Consider the following 13,315-nt stretch of genomic DNA (forward strand, 5'->3'; position numbering starts at 1 on the left):
CGATGGTCGAGCGCAGCCTGTTCGTGGCGCTGGGGGTATCGGTGCTGGCGCACGCTGCCTTGCTCGGCACCACCAGTTGGTCATGGCCGGAGCCCCCGGCTGAGCCCGCCGAGCCGGTGCTGCGTGCGACCTTGCGCCCGCTGACGGTACCGGTCGAGATCAGCGCGGCACAATCGCTCCCGGATTCCCCGCCGCCGCCACCACCTGTCGCGGCGCCGCCGCGGATCAACCCGCCAACGCCGCCAACGCCGCCAAAGCCGGCAAAGCCCGCAAAGCCCAAGCGTCCACCGGCGGTAGCCGCGGTGGCGCCCGCCGAGCCCGTGCTCAGCGATGCACTGCCCGACCCTTTGCCGCTCGATGCGGCAGCGGACGCTTCCCCAATTCCTGCCGCGCTTGCACAGGCTGCCGGTGCGCCGTCTGCGTCCGCCGAGGTGTTCGCGATCGACGGCTGGCCCGAGCAGGGCGAGATCGTGTTCCGGGTACTCCTCGGCAGCGGTGGCCTGCAGGTTGGCGAGGCGCGCCACGCCTGGTGGCATGACCGCGATCGCTACCAGATGCAGGTCACGCTTGAGACTACCGGCGTTGCGGCGCTGCTGCGCGGGTTCCACTACGTGCAGCGGAGTGAGGGCGAACTGGGCCCGCAGGGGCTCAGGCCGCAGCTTTTTTCGGTGACGCAGAAGGGCAAGGCAGTGGAAACCGCGGTGTTCGACTGGAACAATGAGCGGGTGAGCATCCGCCGCGGTGAACGCGAGCGACGCACGGCGAGCCTGCAGGCCGGCGATCAGGACGTGCTCAGCCTGTGGCATCAGATCGGTATCGTGGGCGTTGCCGGTTTGCCGCGAACGCTCATCGTGGCGAGCAACAAGGACGCAAAGACCGTACTGCTCGAGGCCGTGGGTGAAGAGGGGCTGCGCCTGCCCATCGGTAATCTGGATACCCTGCGTCTGCGGGCCCAGGCCGAAGACGGCAAGCTCACCATCGACATCTGGCTGGCGCGAAATTACGGCATGCTGCCGGTGCGTATCCGGATGGTGGACGACAAGGGCGAGGTGCTCGACCAGCAGGCCATCGAGTTGCGCCTGTCGCCGCCGGGCAAGACATCGGGCGAGACCACAGACAATACGGAAATCATCGAACTCAAAGAAGAAGTGCCGGCGTACCCGCAGGCCGACCTCCACATCAACTGAACGGACATCATGCAGAAAACAGTCAAGGCAGCCGAGGCCATCTCGCGCGGTCTCATCATCCAGACCACCCAGGTGCTGGGCACCGTGCTGTCGTTCGAACACCCGGCCGACGCGGTGCTGTCGCGGCACTTTCGCGAGAATCGGGAACTCGGTCATCGCGATCGCGGTTTCATTGCCGAAACGGTCTATGGCATCGTGCGCCGGTTGCGCTGGCTGCGCCGCCTGGCCGGAGCCAACGCGACCCCGCGGCAGTTGCTGCTGGCCTGGCTGGCGCGTGGCGAAGGTTGGCCGATGCGCCAGTTCGAAGGCCTCGCCTCGGCCACCGAGCGCAGCTGGATCGAGACCATCAAGTCTGCGGCGCTGGATGAAGGCACGGTCGCCGAGCGTGCCGACCTTCCCGACTGGCTTGCCGAACGCCTGCTCGGCTCGCACGACGAGGCCGCGTTGCTGCAACTGGCGCACAGCCTCAATCGCGCAGCGCCGCTCGACCTGCGGATCAACCTGCTGAAGACCGATCGCGAAGCGGTCCTTGCCCGCCTGCGCGCGGACGGTTTCGAGGCCGAGCCGTGCGCCCTGTCGCCACAAGGCGTACGCCTTGGTGGCAAACCTGCGCTGCAGAAGCACCCGCTGTTTCTCGACGGCAGCTTCGAAGTTCAGGATCAGGGTAGCCAGTTGCTGGGCTTGCTGGTCCAGCCCAAACGCAGTGAACTGGTGGTCGATTTCTGCGCCGGTGCCGGCGGCAAGACCTTGCAACTGGGGGCGATGATGCGCTCGACCGGGCGCCTCTATGCCTTCGACGTGTCGGAAAAGCGGCTCGCCAAGCTCAAACCGAGAATGTCTCGGGCCGGCCTGTCGAACGTGCATCCGGTGCTCATCGCGCACGAGAACGATGCCAAGGTGAAGCGCCTTGCCGGCAAGGCCGACCGCGTGCTGGTCGATGCGCCGTGCAGCGGGCTCGGCACATTGCGCCGCAATCCCGACCTCAAGTGGCGGCAGACGCCGGAGTCGGTCGACGAGATGGTGGTCAAGCAGGGCGCCATCCTGGCCGCGGCCGCACGCCTGGTGCGGCCCGGTGGACGCCTGGTCTATGCCACCTGCAGCCTGCTGGCCGAGGAGAACGACGGCGTGGTCGATGCCTTCCTCGCCGCCCATCCCGGCTTCCGGACGGTGTCGGCCGAAGACATCCTCGAGCGCCAGGGGCTGAAGCTTGCCACCGGAGAGCGCCTGCGCCTGTCCCCGCACCAGCATGACACCGACGGCTTCTTCGCCGCGGTGCTGGAACGCACTGCCGATGCCTGAGCGCTGGCGGCGCGGCGGCATCGCGCTTGCCTTGCTGGCGTGGATGGCCGGCGCCGGAGCGGCCCAGACTTTTCGCGCGCAGGGCGAGGTCGAGCTCGCCTTCTCGCCCTGGGACAATCCCGAAGCACTGCTGCTGGGGGTGGTCAGGGGCGCGCGCAAGAGCCTGCAGGTGCAGGCCTATGCGTTTACCAGCAAGCACTTCGCCGACGCACTGGTCGCCGCGCACCGGCGCGGGGTGCGCGTCGAGGTGCTGGCCGACGGCGAGATGAACCGGCGCGACAAGGGCAATGCCGTGCCTCGCCTGCTCGCCGCCGGGGTGCCGGTGGCGTTCGAGACGCGCTACCGGGCGGCGCACAACAAGGTGCTGATTGCCGATGCAGAGGGGCCGGGCTGCAACGTGGTGACCGGCTCCTACAATTTCACCTGGTCGGCGGAGCACCGCAATGCCGAGAATCTGCTGGTGCTGCGCGGACATTGCCCGCTCGCCCGCGCCTATCGCGACAACTGGCTGCGCCATCGGGCGCAGGCGACCCCGATTTCCCGACTGCCCTGGAAGCCCTGACCATGCCGGAAAGTGCCGCTCCCCCCGAACTCGCTGCGGTGTTCGCGCTGGCGGGCGCGGAGCTGAGCCAGACTGCCGTGCTTTTGCAACTGGCCATCATTGGCGGTGCGCTGATTGCCGGCTGGCTGATTCAGCGCGCGCTGGACCAACGGTTGCGCCAGGCCGAGCCCGAAGCCCTGAGTTCAGCGCTCCGCTTCGGCCAGCATGGCGCCAAGCGGGTGCTGTTTCCCCTCGCGGCGCTGGTGTTGGTCGTCGTCGGGCGCTGGGTGCTGGCGCGCTTTCACTCCGTCCACCTGCTCGATCTGGCGGTTCCGCTGCTGACCTCGCTCGCGGTGATCCGCTTCGTGGTCTTCGCCTTGCGCCAGGCGGTCAGGCGTTCGAGCTGGCTGGGGGCATTCGAGAAGGTGTTCGCCACTCTCGCGTGGGGCGTCGTGGCCCTGCACATTGTGGGCTGGTTGCCGGAAGTGATCGACAGTCTGAAGGCGATGTCCTTCACCCTCGGCGGGCAGAAACTGTCGGCGTGGACCCTGATGCAGGGGCTGGCGATGGTGCTGCTGACCCTGCTGGTGGCGATGTGGGTGGCTGGCACGCTGGAGCGCAAGCTGGTCGCGGCCACCAGCATCGACGCCAGCGTGCGGCTGGTGCTGACCCGGGTCACCAAGGCCTTGCTCATCCTGGTGGCTTTCCTGGTGGCCTTGCCGATGGTCGGCATCGATCTCACCACGCTGTCGGTGTTCGGTGGTGCGCTTGGCGTCGGGCTCGGCTTCGGCATGCAGAAGATCGCCGCGAACTACGTCTCCGGCTTCATCATTCTGCTTGATCGCTCGCTGCGCATCGGCAACCTCATTTCGGTTGGTTCCGAGCGTGGCGTCGTCAAGGAGATCACCACCCGCTACACGGTGATCCGGGCGCCGAGCGGCATCGAATCCATCGTGCCCAACGAGATTCTGGTCGGTTCGGTGGTGCAGAACGAAACCTTCAGCGACAGCAAGGTCGCACTGCCCTTGGCATTCCAGGTGAGTTACGACGCCGACCTGGAGCACGCGATGAGGATCCTGGTGGAGGTTGCCGCCACCCAGCCCCGTGTGCTGCAGGATCCCGCGCCGGTGGCTTTCCTGACCGGCTTTGGCGACAATGGGATCGACCTGCGCCTGGGCTGCTGGATTGCCGATCCGCAGGAGGGCACGCTGGCGATCTCCTCTGCGATCAACCTGGAGGTGTGGCGCCGGTTCAAGGGTGCCGGCATCGGCATTCCATTCCCGCAGCGCGAAATTCGCTTGCTCCCGCCACTTCCTGCGGTTTCTGTTGTCCAAAGTGATCAAGTCCCCGAATGATGGCGATCGCGGATTTCCGGCGGGGTGATTCTTTTGTCGCCCGGCCATGCCTCGCGTAGAATCGTCGAGCAACAAGCCATTCTCGCATAAGGACTTTTTTGAATGTATTCCGGGTTGTTCGAGCTCCCCTGGTGGGGGTATGTCGTCGTCGCCCTGGTGCTGACCCACATCACCATTGCTTCCGTCACCATCTACCTGCATCGTCATCAGGCGCACCGTGCGCTTGATCTGCATCCGCTACCGAGCCACTTCTTCCGCCTCTGGCTGTGGCTGACCACCGGCATGGTGACCGGCGAGTGGGCAGCGATCCACCGCAAGCATCACGCCAAGTGCGAGACCGCCGACGATCCGCACAGCCCGCAGACGCGCGGCATCCGCAAGGTGCTGTTCGAGGGCGCCGAGCTTTATCGGGCCGAGGCAAAGAACACCGAAACGCTGCAGCGTTACGGTCACGGCACGCCCGACGACTGGATCGAGCGTCATGTCTACCGGCGCTCGGTCGTCGGGGTGTCGTTGATGCTGGTCATCAACGTCGCCGCCTTCGGACCGCTCGGGCTCACGATCTGGGCGGTGCAGATGATGTGGATTCCGATCTGGGCTGCCGGCGTGGTCAACGGTCTGGGCCATTACTTCGGCTATCGCAACTTCGACTGCAGCGATGCGTCGACCAACCTCGTTCCGTGGGGCATCCTGATCGGCGGCGAGGAGCTGCACAACAATCACCACAGTTTTGCCACGTCGGCCAAGCTCTCGGCCAGGTGGTACGAGTTCGACATCGGCTGGATGTATATCCGGATGCTCGAGATCGTCGGTCTGGCCAAGGCGAAGAAGGTGATCCCGGTGCCGAAGTTCGGCGAGGCGAAGCACGTTCCCGATCTCGATACGCTGCAGGCCATCATCACCCACCGCTACGATGTCATGACGCGCTACGTGCAGTCGCTCAAGCGCATCTGCGCGGACGAAATCGACAAGCTCAAGGCGGACCATGTCGGCCGATTCGACGCCCGTGCCTTGCGGCGCTGGGTACTGTCGGGCGAGGAGCGCCACCTGGAAGTCGGGCAGAAGCAGCAGCTCGAAGTCGTGATCCGCAGCAACAATGCGCTGGCGACCGTGGTGACGATGCGTGAGGAACTGACTGCAATCTGGGCGCGCTCGACCGCGAGCCGCGAGCAGTTGCTCAAACAGTTGAATGACTGGATCGAGCGCGCGGAGCAGAGCGGCATTCAGCAACTGCGGGAGTTTTCGCTGCGGTTGCGGCGCTACTCGGTTTAAGCAGCGACTGCGGATGCAGACAGGGGGAGCGCCGGCTCCCCTTGTCGTTCATGAGGCTCGGGGGACGGTGGGCTCAGGTTTCGCTGCGCACCGCGTCGGCCCAGCAGTTGGGGGTCTCGTAGAGGCGCACCCGTTCCAGCCTCAGCTGATTGCCATAGGTATCCTTGTAGGCGGCATTCAGCACGCGGAACGCTTCTGCCGCAAGATTCTCGGCGGTCGGGACCACGTCCAGGGTCACCGTCTTGTGTCCGGGCAACGTGGCCAGGAAGTCCACGACGCTGATGTCGCCGCGATAGACCAGAAATGCATGGTCCCAGCGCTTGACGATCATCTCGTTGGCAACTTTCTTGACGTCGGCGAAGTCCATCACCATGCCATTGACCGCCTGCCCCGCAGCGTCGATGATCTGGCCCGAAAGCGTCACCTCCAGCGCATAGCGATGGCCATGCAGATGCCGGCACTGGCTGGCGTGATCCGGAATCCGGTGACCAGCGTCGAATTCGAGACGACGGGTGATGCGCATGATGGACCTCGCTTGAACAGCCGTGGATTATACCATCCGTGCGGGTGCCGGATGGCCGTCCGCAAATACGCAAGCTACTGAGCACACAATGATTTCAGTCCCGGTGACCCTGACCATCCATAACCACGACCGTGATCTGGCCGGCCTGACTTACATCTATCCGGTGCTGTCGAGACGGGCCGGCGGCGTGTCGATCGGCATCAATCTCAATCCGAACAACGCCTGCAACTGGCATTGTGCCTACTGCCAGGTGCCGAACCTGGTGCGTGGCAAGGCGCCCGATATCGACCTGGCCGTACTCGAGGCCGAGCTGCGTGGTTTCCTCGAAGCGCTGGTGAACGGCGACTGGCTCGCCTGGAATGCCCCCGAGGGCCTGCGTGAAATTCGTGACATCGCCTTCTCCGGAAATGGCGAGCCGACCAGCGCCGCGGTGTTTCCCGAGGCCATCGCCATGGTGGCGCGACTCCATGCCGAGTTCGGCCTCGGCGCAGCGGTTCCCATCCGCTTGATCACCAATGGCAGCCTGATGACCCACACCCGGGTGCAGGATGGGGTTCGCCTGCTCGGTGCGGCGGGGGGCGAGGTCTGGTTCAAGGTCGATGCGGGCGACGCCGCGGCCATCGAGCGCATCAACGGCGTCCGCCTGGAGCCCGCTGCAATCGTCCGCAATCTGGCGATCTGCTCGTCCCTGTGCCCGACCTGGGTGCAGACCTGCATGTTCCGCTGGGACGGTGTCCTGCCAGCGGCGCACGAACTCGACGCCTACCTCGATGTCCTCGTCCGTGCCGGGGTCGACACGCTCCGCGGGGTGCTGCTCTATGGCATTGCCCGACCGTCGATGCAAGCCGAGGCCGAACACCTGTCGCCGCTGACCACCGGCGAGCTCGAGGCGATCGCCGCGCGGATCGAACAAAAAGGGCTGACGGTTCGCGTCAGCCCCTGATCCCTGTGCGCACCCACTCGCGGGTGCCGCAATCAGGAGCCCTTGCGCTTGGCCTTGGCTTCTTTCTTGAGGGTCTTGTACAGCTCGGGATTGGAGGCCTTCAGGTACTCGGCCACATCCACGTCGTCCTTCTTGACCTTGTTGATGTCGATCTGCTCGACATGGACGAGGCGCAGCAGGGCCTGAACCGGGCGCGGAATGTTGCGGCCGCTTTCGTAGCGGGAGCCGCCGCTCTGGGTCACGCCGATCTTGGACCAGAACTGGGACTGGTTCAGTCCGAGCTTGCGGCGGATTTCGCGTACATCGAGGTTGTCAGAGTTCTTCATGATCGTGTCCTGTGTTGAGTTGCCAGACGTATATCGAGGCTGGATGGGCCTTCATTGGGCTCCTACAACTTAAGTTGTAGGATGACCGAAGTATAGATCAGCACTTGCCATATATACAACGGTGATAATTCACGAACCGGTGGTAACTGCAATCGGTATAGCAAAAAATGCCCTCCTGTTGTAGTCCTGCAAAACAATCCGCGTTTCGATAGAATCGTGCCCTTTATCCACAAGCTCTTGGATACGACGATGGCACTGATAGTTCAGAAGTACGGCGGCACCTCGATGGGCAGCCCTGAGCGCATCAGGAACGTGGCCAGCAGAGTGGCGAAGTTCCGCGCACAGGGGCACCAGGTAGTGGTCGCCGTGTCGGCAATGAGTGGCGAGACCAATCGCCTGATCGCGCTGACCAAGGAAGTCGCGGCAAATCCAGATCCCCGCGAACTCGACGTGGTGATCTCGACCGGCGAGCAGGTCACGATCGGCCTGCTGTGCATGGCGCTGCACGACATCGGGCTCAAGGCCCGCAGCTACACCGGTGGGCAGGTCCGCATCCTCACCGACAATGCGCATACCAAGGCACGCATTCTCAATATCGACGAGGCCCCGATCCGCAAGGATCTGGACGACGATTGCGTCGTTGTGGTGGCCGGTTTCCAGGGCGTGGACGAGCACGGCAATATCACCACCCTCGGTCGGGGCGGCTCGGATACCACCGGTGTGGCGTTGGCTGCGGCGCTCAAGGCCGACGAATGCCAGATCTATACCGACGTCGATGGCGTCTACACCACCGACCCGCGCGTCGTTCCTGAGGCCCGCAAGCTCGACGCCATCACCTTCGAAGAGATGCTGGAAATGGCCAGTCTCGGCTCCAAGGTGCTGCAGATCCGCGCGGTCGAATTCGCCGGCAAGTACAAGGTCAAGCTGCGCGTCCTCTCCAGCTTCCAGGAGGAAGGCGAGGGCACGCTCATCACCGTTGAGGAAGACAACAACATGGAACAACCCGTCATCTCCGGCATCGCGTTCAACCGCGACGAGGCCAAGCTCACCGTGCTCGGCGTGCCCGACAAGCCCGGCATCGCCTACCAGATTCTCGGTCCGGTGGCCGATGCCAACATCGACGTGGACATGATCATCCAGAACGTGGGCCACGACGGCACCACCGACTTCTCGTTTACCGTCAGCCGCGGCGATCTCGACAAGGCGGTGAAGGTGCTCGACGGCGTCAAGGCGCATATCGGTGCGCGCGAGATCGAGTCGGACAAGACCATGTGCAAGGTTTCCATCGTCGGCGTGGGCATGCGTTCGCACCCGGGGGTGGCCTCGAAGATGTTCCGTACGCTGGCGGAGGAGGGCATCAACATCCAGATGATCTCCACGTCCGAGATCAAGATCTCGGTCGCGATCGAGGAAAAGTACCTGGAACTCGCCGTGCGCGTGCTGCACAAGGCCTTCGGACTCGACCAGTCGATCTGAGGCATAAGGACGCGAACTGAAATTGACCACGAGGCGCGGAGTCTATATAGTCCCGCCTTCGTGATGGAGACGTGGCCGAGAGGTCGAAGGCACTCCCCTGCTAAGGGAGCAGACGGGCAAAACCTGTCTCAAGGGTTCGAATCCCTTCGTCTCCGCCAATGCTGCAGGAAAGAAGCGCCCCTCGGGGCGCTTTTTTCTTGCCCGTGCTTCTTGCACCTGATCCGTGACTTCCTCAGGCCGTGTCGCCGAAGCTCAGGTAGGGCAAGGTGTCGGCGCCGATGCGCAGACGGTGTACCTCGGTCAGTCCGGAGATCCGGAGCAATACGGTGTAGGGGCCGTGATCGAGCGGGCCGACCATGCCTGCGCCATGCAGCGCGAGGTGCACGAGGTTGCGACCGCGGGCGTCGAGGATGCGAACGCTGGCAAGCTCGGCGTGATTCAGCGTCCCGGGGGCATGGTCCGGCAGGACGAAGGCGTGCAGGTAGCGGGGCCGCTCGCTGCGTTCGCCGGCGCCGGACTCCCGCGTCTTGAGTTCGGGTTGCCGTGTGCTCCTGGGCACGTCGTCGCGGTCCATCCTGGCCGGCGGTACCGCATTGGCGTTGATCGCAAAGGTGACTGCGGCGAGCTGAAGAAAATGCCGCAACACCCGTCGTGAACTCCGTTGCCTGCGTTTCATGTGTTGCTCCTTTGTCGTGGCGGCTGCGTGCTGCGGTCCGTAGCCGGTGTTGTGCTGTCCTGGACGGCGGTCGGACTTGGGCCGATCTATTGCGCCAGTTCGCTCGAGTCCGACGGCCTCCTAGCCGAGTTCGATCGGAACGAAAATGCGTGCATCGGCGCGCTGGACGAGAATCGCCGCGTGTTTGCCGAGGGTCGCGAGCTGATTGCGCAAGTCGTCCATGCTGCGCACCGCCTTGCCGTTTACCGCGAGGATCACGTCCCCTTGCTGGATGCCGGCACGGGCCGCGGGACCGGACGCATCGAGTACCACCAGTCCGCCATCGGCATCGGTCTGTTGCGCCTCTTCGGGGCTCAGCGGGCGTACCGCCACCCCGAGCCGGCCACGGTCGGTCGCCGACGGGTCGTCACCCGCGGCGGCGGTCTTGAGTTCGGCTGCGGTTGCGGTGACCGTGCGTGTCTTGCCCTGGCGCCATACTTCGAGGGTGATGGGCTGCCCCGGGGCAATGGCGGCCACCTTCGGCGGCAGTTCCGCCGACGACACCACGGCCTCGTCGCCGATCTTGACGATCACGTCGCCGGCCTCGATGCCGGCCCGGGCGGCGGGGCTATCGGCCTCGACCCGACTCACGAGCGCACCGCGCGCCGCGTCGAGGCCGAACGATTGCGCCAGCGCCTGGTTGAGATCCTGAACCACCACCCCGAGCCGGCCGCGGGTGACCTTGCCGTGGGCCAGGAGCTGGTCCTTGACCTGCGCCGCAACGTTGATCGGAATGGCGAACGACAGGCCCTGATAGCCCCCCGAACGGCTGTAGATCTGCGAGTTCATGCCGACGACTTCGCCCTTGAGGTTGAGCAGCGGGCCGCCCGAGTTGCCCGGGTTGATCGCGACATCGGTCTGGAGGAAGGGCACGTAGCCGTCGTCCGGCAGGGACCGCGACTTGGCCGAGACGATGCCGGCGGTCACGCTGTTCTCGAAGCCGAATGGAGATCCGATCGCCAGCACCCAGTCGCCGACCCGGGTTTGCCCCGGATCGCCCAGCGGCACGGTGGGCAGGCCGCTGGCGTCGATCTTGAGGACGGCCACGTCGGTAATGCGGTCGATGCCGACCACTTTGGCGACGAATTCGCGCGTGTCGGTGAGCTTGACCGTGACCTGGGTGGCTTCGGCCACCACGTGGGCATTGGTGAGGATGGTGCCGTCGGCGCTGACGATAAAGCCCGAACCCATGCCGTGGGTGATGCGGTCGTCCTGCGGGATCGGGACCTGCGGTCCGAAGCGGCGGAAGAATTCGGACAAGGGGTCGTCCGCGCCCGGTCCGCCGAACGGCGATTGGCCCTGGTGCGGCCTCTTTTCCGTGCCTTCGACGCTGATGTTCACCACGGCCGGACCGTAGCGCTCGACGATGCTGTGGAAATCCGGCAATGCGAACTGGGTGGTGGAGGAGCTTGCAGCCGTGCTTGCGCCGGTGGCGACCGCAACGGTTGCGGGCGCGGTATCGGTCGACTGCCGGGACATGCCATAGCCGCCCACTGCGAGTGCGGTAACGGCAGCGGCAACGGCGGACAGCTTGAGTACTCGAGTTTTCATGGCTTGCTCCTTGAACCGGACGGGCAGATGCTGCCCGCGAGGCATTCAATGTAGCGAGACCAGACTTAAACCAGACTTAAGCTGCAATGGCAGCGGAGGTGGCCGGAAAGCCCACCCCCACCCGCAGCCCGCCGTAGGGCGAGGTATCGAGTTCGAGGCACGCACCGTGACGCTCGGCGATCGACCGCACGATCGCCAGGCCGAGGCCGCTGCCCGGCTGGTCGGTCTCGGCCCGTCGGTAGAAGCGATCGAGCACCCGTTGCCGCTCGCCGGGAGGAATGCCGGGGCCGCTGTCGCTCACGTACAGCCAGCACCGCGGCGCCGTCGCCACGGTGGCAGCTCCGGCGCCGGCGTGGCTGCTGGCCGGTCGACCATGGACAGCGAGGTCGACGCGCCCGCCCGGGGGCGTGTAGCGGATGGCGTTGTCGAGCACGTTGCCGATCAGCGTACGCAGGGCGGCCGGGTCGCCGGTCACGTGCAGGCCGTCGTCCAGTTCGACGGCGCCGAGGTCGATGTGGCGCGCATCGGCGAGCGCGGCGTGATCGGCGAGACTCTGCCGCGCGATCGAGGCCAGCACCACGGTGGCCACTTCCCCCTTCGAATCGGTGCCCGGCTCCTGGCGGGCCAGGGTCAGCAGCTGTTGCACCAGATGGGACGCCCGCTCCAGACCCCGTCGCAACTCGGTAAGCGCCGCGCGCCGTGCCGCCTCGTCCGGTGCACGTTCGGTGAGTTGGAGCTGGATCTGCAGCGCCGCCAATGGCGTGCGCAGCTCATGCGCGGCGTCGGCGACAAAGGCGCGCTGTGCACTCAGGGCCTGGTCCAGGCGTTCGAGCAGCGCATTGAGGGCGAGGACCAGCGGCCGTGCTTCGTCGGGGACATCGGCGGCGGGCAGGGAGTCGAGCGAGTCCGCCCGGCGCGTGCCGACTTCGGCGGCGAGGCGGTCGAGTGGGCGCAGGCCGCGGCCGACCAGATACCAGATCAGGCCGCCGAGCAGCGGGATCAGGGCGAGCACCGGAATCAGCGTGCGCAGGGCGGCGCCGGCCGCCATCCGTCCGCGTACCGCCATCGGCTGCGCGATCTGGATGACGTGGTCCTGGAGCGGAACGGAGAAGACCCGCCAGGTGCCCTCGGTGGTCTGGACCGTGTTGTAGCCGAATTGGGCGAGCGTGGGCAGCACGCTGTGCGGATGCGACAGGTAGAGGCGCACGCCCTGATCGTCCCAGATCTGGATGACGAAATCGAAGGCCGGGTCCGGTGGGGTGAGCGGCGGCGTGGTGGGCTCACCGAAGTGCTGGTCGCGCAGTGACAGCGCGAGCTGGCGCAGATGGTAGTCCATCAGGGTGTCGATCTCGCCGCGTGCGGTCAGGTAGGTCGCGAAGCCGCCGATCGCGAACACGACCACGATCGCGCCGAGCAAGGAAATCAGCAGGGTGCGGCGCAGCGAGTTCATTTCGGCTCCGCCAGGTAGTAGCCGACGCCGCGCAGGTTGCGTATCCATTCGGCCCCCAGCTTGCGGCGCAGGGCGTGGATATAGACCTCGACCGCGTTGCTTTCGACTTCCTCGTTCCAGCCGTACAGGCGCTCTTCGAGCTGGGCGCGGGACAGCGGCTTGCCCGGCTCTTCCAGCAAGGCACGGAGCAGGCCGAACTCGCGCGCCGACAGATGGACCGGCTCGCCGGCGAGCGTCACCTCGTGCCGCGCGGGATCCACCTGCAACATGCCGAGCGTGATCAGCGGCGCTGCTTCGCCGCGCTGGCGGCGCAGCAGCGCGCGGATGCGGGCCGCGAGTTCGTCGAGGTCGAAGGGTTTGACCAGATAGTCGTCGGCCCCCGCGTCGAGGCCGCGGATCCGGTCCGCAACGGTGTCGCGGGCGGTCAATACCAGTACCGGAAGCTTGTTTCCGCTCGCCCGCAGACGGGTGAGCAGTTCGATGCCGTCGCGCCGCGGCAGCCCGAGGTCGAGGAGCAGCAGATCGTAAGGGTTGTCGCCGACCGCAAGTTCGGCGGCGACGCCGTCGCGCACCCAGTCCACCGCGTAGCCTTCCTGGCGGAGCGCCTGCTGCACGCCGGCGCCGATCATGGGGTCATCTTCGATCAGCAGGAGTCTCATCGGGGGGCATCGGGGGCG

General features: G+C 65.7%; 13 protein-coding genes and 1 tRNA gene. 8 read left to right on the plus strand and 6 right to left on the minus strand.

Annotated elements, in window-relative coordinates; genetic code table 11:
- The first annotated feature begins 2 nt into the window (after positions 1 to 2).
- The 5 genes from AC3A35_RS06080 (at position 3) to AC3A35_RS06100 (ending at position 5,654) form a co-directional block, all read left to right on the plus strand.
- Positions 3 to 1,187 carry a DUF3108 domain-containing protein gene (locus tag AC3A35_RS06080; RefSeq protein WP_487435051.1) on the plus strand — a complete coding sequence of 395 codons (1,185 nt, stop codon included), beginning with the start codon at positions 3 to 5 and terminating at the stop codon, positions 1,185 to 1,187.
- A gap of 9 nt (positions 1,188 to 1,196) precedes the next feature.
- Positions 1,197 to 2,486: an RsmB/NOP family class I SAM-dependent RNA methyltransferase gene (locus tag AC3A35_RS06085; RefSeq protein ID WP_487435053.1), complete on the plus strand. Its 1,290-nt coding sequence runs from the start codon at positions 1,197 to 1,199 to the stop codon at positions 2,484 to 2,486.
- Entirely contained in the window at positions 2,479 to 3,048 is a 570-nt protein-coding gene (locus tag AC3A35_RS06090) for a phospholipase D family nuclease (protein WP_487435054.1), read from the plus strand. Before AC3A35_RS06085 ends, AC3A35_RS06090 begins: the two co-directional genes overlap by 8 nt.
- Before the next feature lie 2 nt (positions 3,049 to 3,050).
- The gene (locus AC3A35_RS06095; RefSeq protein WP_487435056.1) at positions 3,051 to 4,382 is read left to right on the plus strand and encodes a mechanosensitive ion channel family protein; all 1,332 of its coding nucleotides are present in this window, start codon (positions 3,051 to 3,053) and stop codon (positions 4,380 to 4,382) included.
- A gap of 102 nt (positions 4,383 to 4,484) precedes the next feature.
- Positions 4,485 to 5,654, plus strand: coding sequence for a DesA family fatty acid desaturase (locus tag AC3A35_RS06100; RefSeq protein ID WP_487435057.1), 1,170 nt, complete (start codon positions 4,485 to 4,487; stop codon positions 5,652 to 5,654).
- Between the two features lie 73 nt (positions 5,655 to 5,727).
- Here the strand turns inward: AC3A35_RS06100 and queD are convergent, their stop codons facing one another.
- Entirely contained in the window at positions 5,728 to 6,177 is a 450-nt protein-coding gene (gene queD, locus AC3A35_RS06105; protein WP_487435059.1) for a 6-carboxytetrahydropterin synthase QueD, read from the minus strand.
- A gap of 88 nt (positions 6,178 to 6,265) precedes the next feature.
- Here queD and AC3A35_RS06110 point away from each other — a divergent pair, with 88 nt between their 5' ends.
- Positions 6,266 to 7,120 (plus strand): radical SAM protein, encoded by an 855-nt coding sequence (locus AC3A35_RS06110; protein WP_487435061.1) that lies wholly within the window; start codon positions 6,266 to 6,268, stop codon positions 7,118 to 7,120.
- A 32-nt stretch (positions 7,121 to 7,152) separates the two neighbouring features.
- On the opposite strand, the gene AC3A35_RS06115 is transcribed toward AC3A35_RS06110, so the two are convergent.
- Positions 7,153 to 7,446, minus strand: a complete 294-nt coding sequence (locus tag AC3A35_RS06115; protein WP_487435062.1) for a helix-turn-helix domain-containing protein — start codon at positions 7,444 to 7,446, stop codon at positions 7,153 to 7,155.
- 249 nt (positions 7,447 to 7,695) lie between these two features.
- Here AC3A35_RS06115 and AC3A35_RS06120 point away from each other — a divergent pair, with 249 nt between their 5' ends.
- Both AC3A35_RS06120 and AC3A35_RS06125 read left to right on the plus strand, forming a co-directional pair.
- Positions 7,696 to 8,922 carry an aspartate kinase gene (locus AC3A35_RS06120; RefSeq protein WP_487435063.1) on the plus strand — a complete coding sequence of 409 codons (1,227 nt, stop codon included), beginning with the start codon at positions 7,696 to 7,698 and terminating at the stop codon, positions 8,920 to 8,922.
- Positions 8,923 to 8,987: 65 nt separating this feature from the next.
- Positions 8,988 to 9,080 (plus strand) — tRNA-Ser (locus AC3A35_RS06125).
- A 74-nt stretch (positions 9,081 to 9,154) separates the two neighbouring features.
- Here the strand turns inward: AC3A35_RS06125 and AC3A35_RS06130 are convergent.
- The 4 genes from AC3A35_RS06130 to AC3A35_RS06145 all read right to left on the minus strand — a co-directional run bounded on the left by AC3A35_RS06130 (position 9,155) and on the right by AC3A35_RS06145 (position 13,297).
- Complete coding sequence (locus tag AC3A35_RS06130; protein WP_487435064.1) at positions 9,155 to 9,598, minus strand: hypothetical protein; 444 nt, start codon at positions 9,596 to 9,598, stop codon at positions 9,155 to 9,157.
- A gap of 120 nt (positions 9,599 to 9,718) precedes the next feature.
- On the minus strand, positions 9,719 to 11,188 hold the full coding sequence (locus tag AC3A35_RS06135) for a DegQ family serine endoprotease (protein WP_487435065.1): 1,470 nt from the start codon (positions 11,186 to 11,188) through the stop codon (positions 9,719 to 9,721).
- Positions 11,189 to 11,264: 76 nt separating this feature from the next.
- Entirely contained in the window at positions 11,265 to 12,638 is a 1,374-nt protein-coding gene (locus AC3A35_RS06140) for an ATP-binding protein (RefSeq protein WP_487435066.1), read from the minus strand.
- On the minus strand, positions 12,635 to 13,297 hold the full coding sequence (locus tag AC3A35_RS06145; protein ID WP_487435068.1) for a response regulator: 663 nt from the start codon (positions 13,295 to 13,297) through the stop codon (positions 12,635 to 12,637). Before AC3A35_RS06145 ends, AC3A35_RS06140 begins: the two co-directional genes overlap by 4 nt.
- Positions 13,298 to 13,315: the final 18 nt, after the last annotated feature.

It is taken from the genome of Azoarcus sp. Soil_N_20, from assembly GCF_057656155.1.

What these genes read in the sequence shown, in the direction of transcription:
- AC3A35_RS06080 (WP_487435051.1), top strand. Translation starts at nt 3, where the DNA reads ATGGTCGAGCGCAGCCTGTTCGTGGCGCTGGGGGTATCGGTGCTGGCG.
- AC3A35_RS06085 (WP_487435053.1), top strand. Translation starts at nt 1,197, where the DNA reads ATGCAGAAAACAGTCAAGGCAGCCGAGGCCATCTCGCGCGGTCTCATC.
- AC3A35_RS06090 (WP_487435054.1), top strand. Translation starts at nt 2,479, where the DNA reads ATGCCTGAGCGCTGGCGGCGCGGCGGCATCGCGCTTGCCTTGCTGGCG.
- AC3A35_RS06095 (WP_487435056.1), top strand. Translation starts at nt 3,051, where the DNA reads ATGCCGGAAAGTGCCGCTCCCCCCGAACTCGCTGCGGTGTTCGCGCTG.
- AC3A35_RS06100 (WP_487435057.1), top strand. Translation starts at nt 4,485, where the DNA reads ATGTATTCCGGGTTGTTCGAGCTCCCCTGGTGGGGGTATGTCGTCGTC.
- queD (WP_487435059.1), bottom strand. Translation starts at nt 6,177, where the DNA reads ATGCGCATCACCCGTCGTCTCGAATTCGACGCTGGTCACCGGATTCCG.
- AC3A35_RS06110 (WP_487435061.1), top strand. Translation starts at nt 6,266, where the DNA reads ATGATTTCAGTCCCGGTGACCCTGACCATCCATAACCACGACCGTGAT.
- AC3A35_RS06115 (WP_487435062.1), bottom strand. Translation starts at nt 7,446, where the DNA reads ATGAAGAACTCTGACAACCTCGATGTACGCGAAATCCGCCGCAAGCTC.
- AC3A35_RS06120 (WP_487435063.1), top strand. Translation starts at nt 7,696, where the DNA reads ATGGCACTGATAGTTCAGAAGTACGGCGGCACCTCGATGGGCAGCCCT.
- AC3A35_RS06130 (WP_487435064.1), bottom strand. Translation starts at nt 9,598, where the DNA reads ATGAAACGCAGGCAACGGAGTTCACGACGGGTGTTGCGGCATTTTCTT.
- AC3A35_RS06135 (WP_487435065.1), bottom strand. Translation starts at nt 11,188, where the DNA reads ATGAAAACTCGAGTACTCAAGCTGTCCGCCGTTGCCGCTGCCGTTACC.
- AC3A35_RS06140 (WP_487435066.1), bottom strand. Translation starts at nt 12,638, where the DNA reads ATGAACTCGCTGCGCCGCACCCTGCTGATTTCCTTGCTCGGCGCGATC.
- AC3A35_RS06145 (WP_487435068.1), bottom strand. Translation starts at nt 13,297, where the DNA reads ATGAGACTCCTGCTGATCGAAGATGACCCCATGATCGGCGCCGGCGTG.